At 39.0% G+C, this 17,888-nt stretch carries 10 protein-coding genes; 4 read left to right on the top strand and 6 right to left on the bottom strand.

What is annotated here, in order from left to right:
- Positions 1–9 precede the first annotated feature (9 nt).
- Entirely contained in the window at positions 10–240 is a 231-nt protein-coding gene (locus MP478_RS08390) for a hypothetical protein (protein WP_257200182.1), read from the bottom strand.
- 93 nt (positions 241–333) lie between these two features.
- Here MP478_RS08390 and MP478_RS08385 point away from each other — a divergent pair, with 93 nt between their 5' ends.
- Complete coding sequence (locus MP478_RS08385; protein ID WP_257192173.1) at positions 334–1,122, top strand: helix-turn-helix domain-containing protein; 789 nt, start codon at positions 334–336, stop codon at positions 1,120–1,122.
- 177 nt (positions 1,123–1,299) lie between these two features.
- Here MP478_RS08385 and MP478_RS08380 read toward each other — a convergent pair whose 3' ends face one another.
- Positions 1,300–12,804: a non-ribosomal peptide synthetase gene (locus tag MP478_RS08380; RefSeq protein WP_257200181.1), complete on the bottom strand. Its 11,505-nt coding sequence runs from the start codon at positions 12,802–12,804 to the stop codon at positions 1,300–1,302.
- 270 nt (positions 12,805–13,074) lie between these two features.
- Positions 13,075–13,272, bottom strand: a complete 198-nt coding sequence (locus tag MP478_RS08375; protein ID WP_257200180.1) for a hypothetical protein — start codon at positions 13,270–13,272, stop codon at positions 13,075–13,077.
- 357 nt (positions 13,273–13,629) lie between these two features.
- On the opposite strand from MP478_RS08375, the gene MP478_RS08370 reads away from it, so the two are divergent.
- The gene (locus tag MP478_RS08370) at positions 13,630–14,187 is read left to right on the top strand and encodes a Crp/Fnr family transcriptional regulator (protein ID WP_257200179.1); all 558 of its coding nucleotides are present in this window, start codon (positions 13,630–13,632) and stop codon (positions 14,185–14,187) included.
- A 77-nt stretch (positions 14,188–14,264) separates the two neighbouring features.
- The gene (locus MP478_RS08365) at positions 14,265–15,068 is read left to right on the top strand and encodes an SDR family oxidoreductase (RefSeq protein WP_257200178.1); all 804 of its coding nucleotides are present in this window, start codon (positions 14,265–14,267) and stop codon (positions 15,066–15,068) included.
- Between the two features lie 115 nt (positions 15,069–15,183).
- Here MP478_RS08365 and MP478_RS08360 read toward each other — a convergent pair whose 3' ends face one another.
- The 3 genes from MP478_RS08360 to MP478_RS08350 are packed head-to-tail and all read right to left on the bottom strand — an operon-like array spanning position 15,184 to position 17,126.
- Positions 15,184–15,552 (bottom strand): VOC family protein, encoded by a 369-nt coding sequence (locus MP478_RS08360; protein ID WP_257200177.1) that lies wholly within the window; start codon positions 15,550–15,552, stop codon positions 15,184–15,186.
- 58 nt (positions 15,553–15,610) lie between these two features.
- Positions 15,611–16,204: a dihydrofolate reductase family protein gene (locus MP478_RS08355; RefSeq protein WP_257192167.1), complete on the bottom strand. Its 594-nt coding sequence runs from the start codon at positions 16,202–16,204 to the stop codon at positions 15,611–15,613.
- 46 nt (positions 16,205–16,250) lie between these two features.
- A complete protein-coding gene (locus tag MP478_RS08350; protein ID WP_257200176.1) occupies positions 16,251–17,126 on the bottom strand; it encodes an alpha/beta fold hydrolase in 876 nt (291 codons plus the stop codon).
- A gap of 288 nt (positions 17,127–17,414) precedes the next feature.
- Between MP478_RS08350 and MP478_RS08345 the strand changes: the two genes are divergently transcribed.
- A complete protein-coding gene (locus MP478_RS08345; RefSeq protein WP_230036856.1) occupies positions 17,415–17,558 on the top strand; it encodes a hypothetical protein in 144 nt (47 codons plus the stop codon).
- The last annotated feature ends 330 nt before the right edge of the window (positions 17,559–17,888 follow it).

The raw sequence follows: 17,888 nt of genomic DNA, 5'->3' as shown, positions 1-17,888 counted from the left end.
ATTTTTCACCTATTTAATTTTACTGTTACATAATTTTCCTGTACGGATTTTCAGAAAGATCATCAGCCCATCGATGAAAGCTGAAACATTTCCCAGGGAGAAGAACGGAAGTAAAAACACTGATGAGATCATACAGTAAGCTTTGCCAGGGTTATGGTATGAAAGTTCTCTGATGCTTACCTGATTTTGGACAGTTTTCCTTCCTGTTTCCAATCCTTTATTATATTTTTTGATTGTCATAATGATTCCGCTTATTAACTTTGATACAAAATTATCGCACTCAGCTCTGTGTTATTTTATATAATTAGCCTATTTTTTGTTAATTTTGGCCAGATGGAAATTTTAAAGGAACTTAACAGAATTATAGATCAGTATCAGGATTCTATTTTGGTTGTCCGGCAGCAGACTGAGCAGAAACTACCTGCCCATCAGCATGACAAAGGGCAGCTTTTACTGGTATTTGGAGGAATTGCGTATTTGCAGACTCATGAAAAGGACTTTTACATTCCGTCCAGCCATTATATATGGATTCCTGCCCGCTATCCTCACAATCTGATGTATAATACTCAGGATCTGAACATCATCAATATCTATTTTCCACCGGGAGATCAGCAGGACTTCTATGATAACCTGGGGATCTATCCGGTCAGTAAACTTTTATCTGAGATGCTGTCTTACAGTGAAAAATGGCAGGGGAATTTCTTTTCCGGTGACTGGGAATATGAGTTTTTAACGACTCTAAAGAATCTGCTTCCCAGGGAGAACTTAAAAAGATTTTCTATTCAGCTGCCTACTACTGATGACAGCAGATTAGGGGATATAACAGGTGATATACGGAAAAGAATAAGTGAACCTATAACATTGGAAGATATAGCAAGCCAATCAGGAATGAGTGTTAGAAGTATGACCCGCCTGTTTAAAACCAGGCTGGGGATTTCATTTGTCCAATATTTAAAAATGCTGCGCATTATCCGTGCCATGGAACTGATTAAAGATACCGATCTCAGTATGAGTGAAATTGCCTATGAGATCGGCTATTCCAACATATCAGCATTCAGCAATACATTTCAGCAATTAACCAATATGCGTCCTACTGAATTTAAAGCGATGTCTTCCAAGTAAATTTCTTCAGTTATTGCTAAATTATGAACAGCTATCAAAAAAAATAAAGCCTGCAGCTTTAAAAAACTGCAGGCTTTAATACCCTTTCCACATTATAACAACTGAAAAGAAGCTACTCAAAACTGTAAGATTAAATAACTATTCTAATCTTGTTTTAGAATTAAATAAAGGCTATAATTATTCTGCCAGCTCAACAATAAATTGCTGTACCAAGGTGGCTATTTCCACAGCACTTTTTTTGTATAGCATTGTAAAATGGTCTCCGGCCACTTCTGCAACCTGTACCGATGTACTGTGGTTCTCCCATCCAAGTGCAGACAGCTCATGAGATACTTTATTTTCCGCTGCTTTTATTACGATAAGAGGAGTATCAATTTTATCCTCAATAGCATGGCCAAGCATCATGTTGGCTATATTCATATTGATAATCCGAAGTATCAAACCATTACCTTCAGGCTGTGTTATAATTCTATGTTTCAATAATTCAGTAATATCGGGAATCTTCTTTTGAGAAATCAATGTGATCAGTTCAGTATGCAGGTCCTCTTTCCATTCAGGATCTGAAACCGTTAATAAACCATATTTCGCAAGTGAATCCATCACAAAATTCATCACATAACCGGCATTAAAAAACATATCAGGTAAAGTTGTGGCTACATCCAGTATGGAAGCCATTTCTACTTTTTCGCCAGCCTGTTCCAACTGTTTAATCATTTCAAATAATACATGTCCGCCAAAAGAGTGAGCAATAAACTGATAAGGTCCTGTTGGCTGTATTTCCCGTATCCAGCTAAGCTGAAGTTCTGCAATTTCCCTCATATTATACAATGGCTTTTCACCTTCCAGCACCCCCATCATCTGAATACCATATACAGTTCCCAAAGGAGCCAATGAAGCAGCCAGTTCATCATAACCATCACAATTACCATTTGATCCCGGCAATAAAAATATTTTTTGAGGCTGGCGGCTTTTGTTAAGTATTCTAATGTGTTCGTTTTGCATTGCCTTATCAGAGTCTGCTCTTTGCTGATTATTCATCAGGAAAACAGCTTGTCCGGCAATTGTTGTATGGGCAAGTATTTCCTGCAATTGAACTTCATATCCTGCTGCCCGTATACGGCTCAGCAATTGTAATGTAGTAAGTGAATGCCCTCCCAGTGCAAAAAAGTCATCATCAGTACTTATCTCATTTACATTCAATAGCTCCCGCCATATATCTGCCAGCATATTTTCTAGTGGATTTGCCGGAAGAATAAGCTGGCGGGATCCAGAATCCGTTGGTGTGCTAATGCTCAAGGCATTTCTATCTACCTTTCCTGAAAAAGTGAGCGGAATTTGTGACAATAACTGAATATATGCCGGAATCATATAGTACGGAAGCTGTTCTCGTAAATAAGAAATAACATCTTCTTCAGACAACCCATTAACAACTGATACGTAAGCAATTAATCGATTGTTGTGATGCATATCTGTCTGTACCAGTACGGCAGCCTGTTTAATGCCCGGATGCTGAAGCAATACGGATTCTATTTCGCCGGGCTCTATACGGTAGCCACGTACCTTCACCTGATTATCAGCTCTATGCTGATATTCCAGGTTACCATCCGGCAGCCATCTTCCTATATCCCCGGTTCTATACAAGACCGCCCCTGAGGCATCAGTGAATACATCAGGTATAAAACGTTGTTCCGTTAATTCCGGGCGATTCAGATAGCCATCTGTAACTCCTTCTCCACCAATGTATATTTCACCGGTAACTCCGGATGGAAGCACCTGCTGTAATTCATCCAATACATAAACAGATACATTTTGTACAGGTTTTCCTATAGGTGTTTTTTTTAAGGATTCCCCTGTATACTTGTACCTTGTGGCAGTTACCGTACTTTCTGTAGGTCCGTACTCATTATAAAAATCTACGTATTGAGACCAATACTCCGCCAGCATTGGTGGACATTCTTCTCCACCCACTACAATCCTTTTAAGGGTAGATGACAGCCTTATATGACCGAGACTTTGTAAGAAACCCGGAGTAAGAACAAGATGAGTGATATTTTGTGTTTTTACGAATTTGCAAAAAAGATCCGGATCATGTAATACCTCATCATTCGGTACAACCAATGCAGCACCTTTTAATAAAGATAAAAACATTACTTCCACAGATGCATCGAAGGTGAAATTTGTAAACTGTAATGAGCGTTCATCTGCAGAAAAATCAAGCTGCGTGCTGCATCCTTCTATAAGGTTCACCACAGATCTGTGTTTTACAGGCACCCCTTTAGGCACTCCGGTAGATCCCGAAGTATAAATCACATAGGCATAAGAGGAAGAGGACAGTACAGGAAATACATCAGCCGCATCAATACTTGAAACCTCCGCAGTATTTACAAATACAGCTCCAGGAGAAAGTTGAAATACAGGCAGCTGGTGGCCTACTACAATGGTGGCTTTTGTATCATTCAATATCATTAGCATTCTGTTTTCCGGCATTTTAGGATCAATAGGTACATAAGCGGCACCTGCTTTCATAATGGCCAGAATACTTGCTACTGTATTTGCGGTACGGTCAGCAATTACCGGAACATACATACCAGGCTTAATACCCGCACTGATAAACAAAGCAGCCAGCCTGTTTACCCAGTTTTGTAATCTACGATAAGTATATTCTTTTTCTGCCGTTACCAGTGCAATCTTATCGGGATGATTTTCCGCGGCTTTATCAAAACCGGAAGAAAGTGTACTATCTTGTGAGAAAATGGCTCCTGAATTGTTGAGATCTTTAATAAGATAATCATGCTCTGCCATTGGTAACAGCAGCTGCTTCTCTATCTTTTGTGTTGCCCGGTGACGGAAACAGTCCAGCACATAATCGAAGTAGTATTTCAGATCTCCGGCTGTTTTGCCACTTTGAAGCATTCTGGAAAAGGAGAAAACTATTTTCATATCATCTCCCGTAAGGCTTATGGAAAAATTAAGAAATGTATTTGCTACACCGAAGCTGGTGTCGGTAAGCGATTCTTTTCCTAATTGTACATTGACAAGATCTTTTTCAAGTTCATCATAAATATGAAAATTGATAAAATTAAAAATAACATCAAAGAAAGGGTTTTCCTTGGGTGAAGATTCTCCATTAATGCGTGCAATTTCTGCAAGAGGTGTACGATCATGAATTTCCAGTTGTTTTAATTTATCTTCTACTGTTCTGAAATAATCTATCCAGGATATATCAGATCCGGGCATATCCAGTACAAATGGTATTGTATTGAGAAAGCACCCAAGCAATTTATCTCCGTCTTCTACTATAGGCCGGTTGTTGGCCACCAGACCAATTGTTATTTTGCGTCTGTAGCTAAGCATACTTGTTACGTAAAGACTGATTCCCAGAAATATACCTTTCAATGACAGTCCATACTCCCTGGTCAGGTCTTTCAGGTGATTTAGTATCTGAATATCATATCCAACAACAACATTTTCATAGTTCTCTTCCTGGGTAAAGATATCAAGCCGCTGATGATCTTCCATTTCAGTTTGCCAAAAAATATGGTCCAGTGCCTGTTTCTTCCTGCTCATCTCTTCTTTTACAAAATCGCGATAATGACCATTCAGCCGTGGGAGTGGCTGATGTACCGGATTCTTTTCCAATTGTAAATACAGGTTAAATAACTCTGTGTTAAAAGCAGCCACACTCCAGCCATCCAGTATAGCATGATGAAACTGCAAAATAAAAACAGTGCCTTCATGCCAATGTAAAAGAGCTGCACGCCATAAAGGGCCTTCCTGAATATCAAAAGATTTCACACGTTCCTTTTCCAGATAGATGGTCAGATATTGCTTTACCCCATTTATATCCTTATCAGACAAATCCAATTCTTCTACCATCACCGGTATACTTCGTGACACAGCCTGCAATCCCGTTTCATGAAGTCCGAGATGAAAAGTAGTTCTGAATGTTTCATGTTTGTCAACCATTAGCTTTAAGGCACTCTCAAAAAGCAGTCTATCTATTTTCCGTTCTACAGGATATAGAAACTGGTCGTGGTAAATAGATGAATCCGGGTCGCGTAATGAAGCGTAGATCATCCCATTCTGAATACTGGTCATAGGATAAACAGACTCCAAGTTACCTCCTGAATCAAGTAAAGGCAGGTATTTTTTTTCCAGATCAGACAGTTCTTCGGTTATATCTTTAAGGACTTCATTAGTATTCTCATAATTAGTGTTTTCCAATAAAACAGCCAGATCCCGAACGGTACGTGTCCCATAGATATCTGCGACACTTATTTCAACACCGATCCTATTCTTGATACGGGCCGCTACTTTTACAACACGGATGGAGTCTCCTCCAATTTCAAAAAAGTTATCAAGAACACCTACCCGCTCTATACTCAATATTTCCTGCCAGATATCAGCAAGTACAATTTCCATTGCAGAAACAGGCATCTCATATCCGGTACTTCGTTTTCTTTGCTGATCCTCAATCTGCGAAAGAAAGCCTCGGTCCGTTTTTCCATTAGAAGTTACAGGCATATGCTGTAAAGCAATTATATCGGCAGGTATCATGTAGTCAGGAATAGTACGAGCTAGCGCTTCTTTTATTTGCTTTTGCATGACCGCTATAATATCGGAGAAAAGAGGTATATTATTATATGCTGAATGATAGTTAACTTCATACAGAGGATCGACAAAATCAGCTGTAGGATTCTGCTCTAATAACACATTAACACACAGAGGATCTACAGCAGGCATCATGCGTATATGATATCCTTTTTCGGAAGCTTTCTTTAGGAAGGCTGATATTAACCCGGTTTCCTGGGAAGGCTGCCCGACAGCATGGCGTAAATCACGGACATTTATCGTTGTTTTTTCCGTTAATCCTGTTGCCAATTGCTGTTCTTTCCAAAGTCTGTAATTTGGCATATTGCTTATTGCCAACACAGGGAAATCATTTTGTATCCACTTTTCAGGATCAGTTTTCATCAGATTCCAATCCACCCATTCCGGTTTCAACAGCTGCTTATCTGTTCCTATATGAAGAATTACTGTAAAGCGGTACAGCGTACGTTCATTATTTCCATTTCCAGTTTTCCAACGGATATCTACGTGGGTTATATCCGGAAATCTTTCTGTGAGCTGATAAAAATAATCAGGAGCAAAACATAATTCTTCCTCTTTCATCATTTCCTGATCTACCAGCCAGCGAAATTCATCAATCCCTGTATGTTCCTGTATTTTATCCAGACAGAGACGGGATTTAAAAGTATGTAGCAGGCGATAATCTCTCACATCTCCGATAATAATACGGCCATATCCATTGAGACGTGTTATATTGTCCGAAATAATATCTGTAAGATAATCTTCTCCCGAAAAGTATTGTATTACCGAGTTAAGTACTATTGTATCAGCACCCTCTATTTCATTGGATCTCATCTCATGGGCAGCACAGGCATGCAGCTGTGTAGCAGGGAAATTATTGGGATCATCTTTAATGTGGCTGTGCAATTTTTCGATGGAATGATGTGAAAGATCAATCCCTGTGTATTGTTTAATATGAGGTGCCAGCCGATCATAAAGCGAGCCTGTACCACATCCTATCTCAAGCACATGCTGTGGCTGGTGTGCAAGAATTATCTGACTACTATCATTGAGCCATTCTTTCCTTTCTGTTTCAGGAATGGCTTCTCCTGTAAAAGAATCATACCAGCCAATGGTATCAGATACTGCCGTTCCGTCATCTGAATATTTTTTATCATACGTTTTTTCATAGTGCCTCTGCCATTTATTCACATGATCCTGATAAAGAGACTTCTCAAAGTTTTTTACTTTGCTTAGATCAGGCACATAATAGCAAACCAATTTTTTATCTGACTGATCCTCTGAGTTTTTTATAACAACACAGCTTTCAGCTACTTCCGGCAATTTATTTAAGGCATGTTCTATCTCACCCAATTCAATACGGTAGCCACGTATTTTTACCTGATGGTCTATACGGCCCAGGTATTCTATCGTTCCATCTTCTAACCATTTTCCCAAATCGCCTGCTCTGTACAGCTTTTCGTGTTCGTCTTCACTGAACGGATTCCTCACAAACCGTTCTGCAGTAAGCTCTTCTCTATTCAAATATCCCGTGGCAACGCCCTCACCGGCAATACACAGTTCTCCCGGTACACCAATAGGAACTGGCTGCAGATTCTTATCCAGAATGTAAGCCCATAATGTAGGAATTGTTTTACCTATAATACTGCCGCTGCCATTCATCTCTTTTTCTGTAATTTCCTGATAAGTAACATGTACTGTAGTTTCTGTAATCCCATACATATTGATTAATTTGCAGGCAGGGAATAATTTGTGCCAGCCCTTTAAACGCAACGGATGCAGTGCTTCCCCCCCAAAAATAACATAACGGACTCCTAAGGAAACCGGATTCAGCAGAATATACTCCTGTAATACATAAAATGCTGAAGGGGTTTGATTAAGAACTGTTACTCCCTCATTAACCAACAGCTTCGTAAACGCCATGGTATCACGTGCTACAGTACGAGGAACAATCACCAGACGACCTCCGTAAAAAAGAGCTCCATACATTTCCCAGACAGAAAAATCAAAACAATAAGAATGGAACATGGTCCATACATCATGCTCATTAAAATCGTACAACGGAACAGAAGTCATAAACAAACGAACCACATTACGATGAGGAATTATCACTCCTTTAGGGCGGCCTGTAGAGCCGGAAGTATAAATAATATAAGCAGGCTGCCCCGGATCACAGGCAGGTAAATCAGCTGTAAGTCCGGTGACGTCCCAATCACCATCCACACAAATTAACCGGGATTCATATATTTTTTTTACTACAGGCAATGTACGTTCTACTACCAATACAACAGGCGCATTTGTATCACTCAGAATAAAGCCAATACGATCTTCAGGATATTCGGGATCTACAGGAATATATACACCACCGGCTTTTAATATTCCCAGAATACCGACCATCATTTCCAAACAGTGACCTGTACATATTGGCACCAATGTTCCTTTATCAACACCTGCAAGCCGGAGATGCACCGCAAGCCTCGTAGACTGTTCATCAAGTGTACGATAGCTGAGATCTTCTCCTTCAAAGCTAACCGCAATATGATCAGGGGTCCGCATCACCTGATCTGCAAATAGCCCCACAATGGTTTGCTGGGTAGGATAAGTGGCAGGAACACCACTGAATGAATATAGTAACTGGTCTGTTTCAGCTGTGCTTAGCATCGTCATTTTACCGATAGACCTATCAGGAGCTGTAACCACGGATCGCAATAACGTTTCAAAATGCCCCAATAAGCGTTCAATAGTAGAAGCCTTAAAAAGATCATTGCAATACGCTACATCTGCATATAACCCATCCGGGGTTTCGTGTATTGAAAAATGAAGATCGAACTGGCTGGTACGGTAGCGGTGGCTTATGGGATCTACCATTATTTCGTCGAGCTTATTCATTTCCATATCCGGAGCATTCTGTAATACGAATACTACCTGGAAAAGAGGGTTTCTGCTGGTATCCCGTTCTCCCTGGACCTGATTTACAACCCTCTCAAAAGGTACCTCCTGATGGTCATATGCTTCCAGAAGTGTTTTTTTGACACGTTGTAATGCTTCACGGAAACCAGGCTGCCCACCCAAATCGGTACGTAAAGCAAGCGTATTTACAAAGAAACCAATCAACGGTTCAAATTCCTGCTGCAAACGACCTGAGATAGCACCACCAACACAAATATCATCTTGAGAACAATAACGGTGTAACAATACTTTAAATGTTGTAAGCAGTGTCATATATAAAGTGACATCCTCTTTTACTGAAAATAATTTTAACTGTTCTGTAAGTTCTTTGTCTACCCTGAACTTCATAGAATCACCACGAACACTTTGTTTTGCAGAACGAGCGTAATCGGTAGGCATATTCAGTAAAACCACACCATTGAGTTTGCTTTTCCAATAATCAAGCTTCTCAGCCAACACGGCTTCCTGCTGACGCTGCCAAACCGAATAATCCTTATACTGAAACGGTAGTGCTGCCAATGCTGGCTCTTTACCTTGCTGGTAAGCCCGGTAACAAGTATCAAGTTCTTTTGTTAAAACAGACAAAGACCAACCATCAGCCGCAATATGGTGAATATTGATCACCAGTATATGTTTCTGTGAAGAAAGTGGAATAAGATGTGCGCGGAGCATATGTTCATCAGATAAATCGAAAGGTCTGGTTACCAGATCATCCATCAGAAACTGAACACTTTGTTCATCTGAGGCTGAAAAATCATCTTCATACATATCGATCTTCCATGTATTTTTTTCCAGTATATGCTGATAAGGTACGCCGTCATCCTGGCGGATCACAGTACGCAGCACTTCATGACGGTCAATCATATACCTCAGTGCTTTTTCCAGTGATGGTATATCAAGCTCACCTGTGAGCCTGAATGCTAAAATGATATGATATTGTACGGAACCATGCAAACGATCAAGAAACCACATCCTTTCCTGACCAAATGACAATGGCAGTTTTCCTGTGTGATATTCCTCTGACCTGATAACTTTCTCTGTGGGTTCCTCCTCCTGCAGTTGATCAATATAGGCCGCAAGACGTTCTATGGTTTTACAAGTGAATAATACGGTAGGTGCCACACGCTGTCCCCATTCGTTTTTAATAAAAGCACTTATACGCATGGCCATTAGAGAATGGCCGCCCAGGTGGAAAAAATTATCGCGGATACCCACTTCCGGTACCTGCAGTAAATCCTGCCATACTTTAGCTAACCTATGCTCTGTTTCATTACGCGGTCTGTCACTCTGCTCCACTACCGTGTTTTCAGGAATGGGTAATGCCTTTCGGTCTACTTTGCCGTTAGAATTGAGTGGAAGTGCTTCCATCAAAACAATATGGGCAGGAATCATATAGCCCGGCAGCTTCATTTCAAGCCATTGCAACAATAGGTCTTTTTTATATGGATTTTCCGATTCAACAACGTAAGCAACCAGCTGAAGAACACCGGTAGCATCTGGTCTGGCCATAACCACAGCCTGTTTTATCATAGGTGACTGAAGTAATACAGCTGTTATTTCTGCCGGTTCTATACGGAATCCCCTGATTTTCACCTGATCATCCGCACGGCCTACAAAAAGAATATTTCCGTCCGGTAACCAACGCACCAGGTCACCGGTTCTATAAAGTTTTTCACCCTTATTTTCTTTAAACAAATGGGATACAAAAGCAGCATCAGTAAGCTCTGGTTTCTTATAATATCCATTAGTTAATCCCGCACCTCCCACATACAGCTCCCCGGTAACTCCAATGGGAACAAGCTCCTGATGTTTGTTAAGAATATAAGCACTCCGGAAATTCAGTGGTTTGCCAATAGGAACTTCTTCAGGTAAATTATTATTACCGATTAAATATCCCATTGAAAAAGTGGTATTTTCAGTAGGTCCGTAACCATTTACAATTTGTAAGTTTTTACAATGAGCAGCCACCTTCCGGGCATGCTGAACAGAGAAACGTTCTCCACCAACAATAACTGCTGTTAATGTTTCAAATACCGAAACATCGGTATCCGCCAGCAAATTAAACCATCCTGTAGTAAAAAACATTTTAGTGACTTTCTGCGTACGAATAATGGATTTTAATGTTGCAGCATCCATCAATTCTGCTTTGGTTGCCATTACCAGTGTGCCCCCGTTTAATAATGCTCCCCAATATTCAAAAGTACTTGCATCAAAAGCAAAAGAACCACCAGCCAATATACAGTCGTTCGCTGTAATCGGAAAATAATCTGTTGCCTTTACTAAACTGACTACATTTCGGTGGGTCACCATTACTCCTTTAGGTTTACCCGTTGAGCCCGAAGTAAACATTATATAGGCCATGTCTGTGTTTTGAATGGCAATATCTGTTATTGCTCCTGAATGCAGCTGCAGGCTGTCTATACATATAATTTCCGGGGCAATAAACCGTGAAGCATAATGAAGGGTGGTCACCACAATTTTGCTGTCTACTTCTTCCATCAACACCTGTAATCGCTCAGCAGGAAGATCCGGTTCAACCGGCACATAAGCAGCCCCTGCTTTAAGAATTGCTAAAATAGCAATCATCAGTTCCGGTGTACGTTCCATACATAAAAGCACAGGCATACCAGGCTTTACTCCTCTTTCTTTGAGGTGTACAGCCAGTGCATCAGAAAGTGTCGCCAGTTTTGAATAAGTAAATCTTTTTTCACCTGCAATTACTGCAACAGCATCAGGCTGTGCAGCAACCTTTGCAGCAAACATGGAGATAACGGTATCTTCAGAAGTATATATTTCTTTGTTGTTTGAATACTGTTCCAATAACGATAATTCTTCAGAAGGCAGTACCTGAATATTTTTTAGCTGAGCTTCAGGATTATAGCTGCATTGCTCAAGAATGTATAAAAACCGGCTGGCAAAAAGCTGTATCTCTTCGGGAGAAAAATAAATTTTGTTATAAATAAACTCTAACTGTAACGGCTGATTGTTACCAAAGTCCCTCCAAAATATTTCTAACGGAAGTGTCTGATAATTGTTTCTCACCAGTTTCAGGTCTGAAAGTATGTCTCGTCCAAAGTCCAGTGCAAAATCAAGTCTTCCATGATTCACAATAATCTCAAAGGGAGATGTTCTTTCTTCATCAACGGGGAATAGCGTAGTAAAATCGGAAACCATGTAGCGGTAATGCGGATAGCTTTCCTTTTGAGCTGCCATTATATCTGCCAATAATTCATAAAATGATTTCTCCGGATCATATTGACAGGAAAATGGCAGGATCCCGGAAAACATTCCTACAGAGGAACGTTCGAAATCAGTTCTCCTTTTATGCAATGTTACTCCAAGGGTAAAGGTATTTTCTTCGGTAACCTGACCAAGATAAATAGTTAATACTGCCAGCGAAAATGCAGATAAACCAGCACCTGCACCGTTTTTTAAAGAATCCAGGTACGCGGTCTGTGCAGTATTCAGTTCTATGGTATATAATCCACTGGTCTCTTTTCCTTTTATGGGATATTTCTTGTCAAGTAATGAGGGAAGAGGTTCCGTAAATTTATTTCTCCAATATTCTCTGGTTTCTTCATAAACATGAGATTTATAGCACTCATCAGCAGTTTTCATCAGTGTTACATAAGATGGACCTTCTTTTATCCTATTAATGGCCGATGTATTTTCCCGATAGTATTGTGCAACTTCTTTAAGCCAATTGGATAAACCGAAACCATCTAAAATGATATGATGATAATGAATAAAATACCAATATGTATCATCATTAATCTTTAATAAATAGTGTTTATGGGGATAGTGCCCCGGCTTCAATACTATGGGTATATTTAGCTGTTCCTGCATCCATATCAATGCAATTTCTTCGGATTCTCCGCTAAAATCCTTTTCCGTAAACACTGTTGAAGGAAGCTCTGCCACAAGGATTGCCGTTGAATCTAAGTCATCAATATCAAACTGTAACCGGAACACATCATAGGCAAATAACATTTGTTTAACAGATGAGAAAAAAATGTTTTTATCCAAAGGACCTTTTAATGTTAAATAGCAACCCTGGCTATAGCGCAGACTGGTCGGATTCATTACCTGGTCAATAAAAATATCTCGCTGTGCGGGATGTAAAGGATAATGGATTGTACTCATTTAGATATTAGTTTAAAAAAATTAACAGATATATGTTTTTATTGTCTTTATCATTTATATTTTTAGGATACATCCATTTTCAGCAATGTTCTGCATTACGAAATTTTCAAATGGATGTCCTGAATTCTTCGTGGATTGATTTCTTTGCCGGATATATTCTGACCCGTCACTTGATTTTTCAAATGTGCCGGTTTATGCTGCAATAAAGGTGCAGTACCAATGGCAAGCCCTGCATTCATCTCTTTACGAGAGACTCAGAAAAGAAAACTACTATAAAATACCTGACGTGATAAGTGCATAAGCGATCAGCTTTCCAATGTCTTTTATAAATTTTGTTGAAGCAGTGTGGTTATGTAGAGAAAAGCCTTCCAGTCCTTCAGCATTTAATCTTCTTCTATTGATCAGGTAACATATAGTACAACCTGTAACAAAAAAGAAAACGTCCATAATAAGAAAGGTATAGTTCATGATTTTAGTTTTTTGATGCGGCATAAAATTAACAAAATAACTCTTACAGTGGTGATATTTTTAAAAAAAAAATCATTGTAATAATCACATTTTGTTAAACATATCCTTAGTATCAAAAGTTAGAGAGAAAGATAATTTCTTTTCTTTGAGCCATCCAGATTCCTGATATGTCCTTATTTTGTACTTCTGGAATCCACCTGATTGTAAAGGAAAAACTTCTATTTCTATTGGGCCTTATTAAAAAAACACAAAGTGTAAGAGTATTACTACTATTGAACATTACAGATTGGGCTTTTCAAAAAGATTCTTTACCAAATGGTAATTTGTCAGACAACAATTATTCTTAATTTTATGGAAATGAAAGACTTTATAGAATACCTATTACTGTTTGGTAACCTGAACCAACAGCAAATTGAACTGATCACAAGCAAAGCAAAAGAAATAGAACTTAAGAAAGATGAATATTTTGCAGAAGCAGGAAAGGTTTTGAAACAGGTAGCCTTTGTTACTGACGGTAATTTCCGTATTTGCTATTACAATAATAAAGGGGAAGAAATTACCAAAATTTTCATAGAAGAAAAGCATTTACTTTTTAACCTCAAAAATGTACCTTCTACAGAATATATTCAGGCGGCAACAGATTGTCAACTTCTTATATTTTCCAATTCTGACTGGAAGGAAATTTCCGACACCATCATCGGCTGGGAAACTATCATTCAAAAGATTACCAATAAATCGCTGGTTCAAAAACTGGAAAGGGTAAGTCCGTTAGTATCACAGGATGCCACCACCCGCTATTTGGAATTTATGGAAAAATATCCTACACTTGTCAACCGTATTCCCCTTTCATACATCGCTTCCTACCTGGGAATTACTCAACAATCGTTAAGCAGAATAAGAAAAAACATCCGTTAAGTTGCTTTTTACCAAATGGTAAACAGGTCTATTTTTAAACGATGCATTTTTGCAGTATCAATTGTAAAAATTTAAAAATGAACAACACAATTTTCATTACAGGGGCTTCTTCAGGATTGGGAAAAGCAACCGCCCAATTATTTGCCTCAAAAGGATGGACTGTAACTGCAGCAATGCGACGACCTGAAAAAGAAACAGAACTTACACAGTTAGCCAATGTTCATCTCTTGAAATTAGACCTCAGCAATGCCCAGGAAATTGCTAACATAGCACATGAAGCAGAGAGAATAGGCCCGGTAGACGTGCTGTTTAATAATGCAGCATATGGGCTTATGGGGGCTTTTGAAGGAACTACCGATGAACAGCTGGCTCAGCAAATTAACACCAATTTTTTGGGAACCATGCTTATTACAAAAGCATTCCTTCCCTATTTCAGAGCAAGAAAAAACGGAACCATTATGACTGTAACCTCTTCTACCGCAAACATTCCTTATCCATTTGTGGCCGTTTATGCCGCAACAAAGTCTGCACTGGAAACATGGACAGAAGGAATGAGTTATGAATTAGACGGGTTGGGTATAGTCATCAAAACAATAGTGCCCGCTTATATGAAGACTGGTTTTGGAAATAATGCACAGATGGTTACCCATGAGGATTATCACGAAGTTTTTAATCAATATATTACAGCAATGAGAGGAGATGCAGCCACTCAGCGTGATACTCCCGAAAGTATTGCAGATATTGTTTACGAAGCAGCTACAGATGGAAAGAAACAATTGCATTATACCGCAGGTAGCCTAGCTTCATCAGAATACATCTGGTTAAGAAAAGACGGAATTGATACTGTAATCGACAGTATGAAAAAAAGATTTTTCGGATAAGAAATTTCCATTTTCCATGCCGGGGGCAAGAGTTTTACCCCCAATATGTTATTTTTCAAAATTTCTCAGATTACCACAATTCCCTTTACCTTGAAATTGTTACGTGCTTGTATTGCTATTGCGTTTGCTGTACATTGAACACCGTGCCTGCAGGATCGGTAATCCAGTGCATATTTTCAGGAAGCTCCTCAATTTCGTCACAGGTTTCCACACCGTTTGACTGCAGATATTTTGTAGCTTCTTCTACATCAGGAACAGTAAGCTGTAACCAGGTTTCGGAATGCGTGTAGTTGTCCACACAATCTAACCATATTATATTACTGCCGAATTTCACTTCATGTGTTCTGGAAACAGTGGGATTAGCAATGGGCTTTTCTTCAACATCCAATTTCAAAATATCCCTGTAAAAAGCCACTGTTTTTTCGTACTTATTTTTAGGAATTTTTATAGCTATATTAACTCCTGCCTCAAATTTTATATCCATAGTATATATTTTTTCAATAGTAATCCCAAAAATTAAACAGATAAGTTCTCACTCTTGGCTAGATTTCAATATTACCTGTTAGAACCTCGCCGTCACGTTTATAGTTGGCTATGATTACCCCTTTTGATGTCACATGGCTCTCTGTCAGGACAAAGGTTGCCGGAACTGCATGATCGTCAAACAGTCTTTTTCCTTTACCAAGAATCAGCGGATAGATTTTAAGGCGAATTTCATTTACGAGGTCGTGTTTCAACAACAGATGAATAAGCTCACTGCTTCCCCAAACCTGGATATCAGCTCCTTCAGACTGTTTAAGATTCTGTATATCCGCCAGATTCCTGAGAAAAACGGTATGTTTCCAATCAGATTTTTCCATAGTTTGGGACAGTACATATTTCGTTCCCTCATTAATAGCGGGCCAGAAGTTAGCATGATCCGGCCAGTAGGATGAGAAAATGTCAAATGTTTTCCTTCCTAAAAGATAGTCAGCCTGCTTCATTTCTTCCTGCATGATCTGACCAAAAAGCTCATCTCCATAAGATACTGTCCAGCCACCATATCTGAAGTCTCCGGACACATCTTCTTCAGGACCTCCGGGCCCCTGCATCACACCATCCAGTGTGATCATTGATAAAACGGTTATATTTCTCATATTGATCTGTTTAATTAATATATTTTTTATTCCAATTTGATCTAAGTTACTTTAAAAAGCTGTTTAAGTAGCTCAGAATCGTTGCAGTCTGCATCATCAGGGTAACGTGCCCCTGTCCCGGAACAATAGCCAACTGAGATTTCGGCATGGGAGCCATATCTGCAGAGATGCCACCTCCCAGTAGTTTATAGGTTTTTGCCAGCTCCGTTTTATCCAGTCCATCATTATCACCGGCTATAATTAAAACAGGTGCCGGAATTTTCGAAATATTGGAATCCCCCAGGTCGAAAGGCTGCCCTGCAGATGCAATCATTTGCTCCAGAAATTTTGTCCATTTTGTTTTATCGGGAGCAACAGCATTATAGGCTTCCTGCATAGGGCTGTTCATAAAAAGTTCAGGTTTCATTGCCTTAAAAGCATTTCTTACCTCGGGAACCCACCCGGTACTTTTATAGGTAGCAGAAATAATTACCAGCTTATTTAGTTTTTCAGGGCTTTGTATGGCAAACTGGTAAGCCACAGCTCCTCCAAAACTATACCCTATTACATCTGCCTTATCTATTTTAAGGTAATCCAATACCCCTTTTACATCACTTGCTAAAGTAGTATGTGATAATTTTCTGTCTGAAAATGGGGTATGTCCGTGTCCCTGCAATTCTACAGCAATTACCTTATGGTTCTTAGACAAGTCCGGGATCAGTTGCCCCCAGTTCATATCAATTGTCATAAAAGCACCGTGTAATAATACAATGGGCTTGCCCTCACCATATACTTCATAATATATTTTGCTGCCGTTCACAGGCACATAACCACTGCCGGACGGAGTTAGTTTTTGTCCATATAATGTTGTTACCGTAAACATAATAATAAGCATTATGAATAATGGTTTAATAAACTTAGAGGATTTAAATAAATTTTTCATAGTATGATTTGGATTTTGTTCATCAAAAAAACTGTTAATCAAAATTACCAACTTGCTGTGAAAACTCACTTGTCACAAGACAAGATTTTATTCGGATGAAATCATTTTTTTGCATTTCGTTTAAACAGATACTTTTTCAGGTGTTCAGGGCATCTTTCATTTATTTAATTAATAAATTTTAACATAAAATACCATTCAAACAAAATCAATAAAGAGAAAAAATTCAGAATAATATTACTTCAGTTCACAAAATTTGATTAATTTCGAATTACAAACAAGCTTATTATTATGAAAAATTTAAAAAAAATCCAAAGACAGGAAATGAAAGCAATTAAGGGAGGAATCAACTGCCCAGGTGGTCAGATATGCTTAATCAGCGGAAAATGGCAATGTATGCCATATGACGGATGTGGTGGTGGAAACCAGCCTTAATTGTAAGTTGAACCCAATTAATTACTTTATTATGAAAAATTGTAAGAAAATTTCAAGAGATCTGTTAAAGAGTATTAATGGTGGAGCATCAGGCTGTTCCGAAGCATGCTGCCCACCTCCGGGAATAAAAAGATGTCCATGGGTGATATGTGTAGCCCCATGTGATATATTAAGTTAACAACTTAAAAGGTATTAATACATACCATTCAGAAATAAATAAGCCTTGGAATTTTTTGATTCTAAGGCTTATTTTTGTGTATGAGCAGGAACGATAATGGAATATCAGATTCTACTTTTGAGATTCTTGTGCATATCAATTAACAGGAAATC

The organism is Chryseobacterium sp. WG14 (assembly GCF_024586945.1).
In the GTDB taxonomy this organism is placed as follows: Bacteria; Bacteroidota; Bacteroidia; order Flavobacteriales; family Weeksellaceae; genus Chryseobacterium.
Note: the sequence above shows the minus strand (reverse complement) of the source record. Positions and strands in the feature narration are given on the sequence as shown.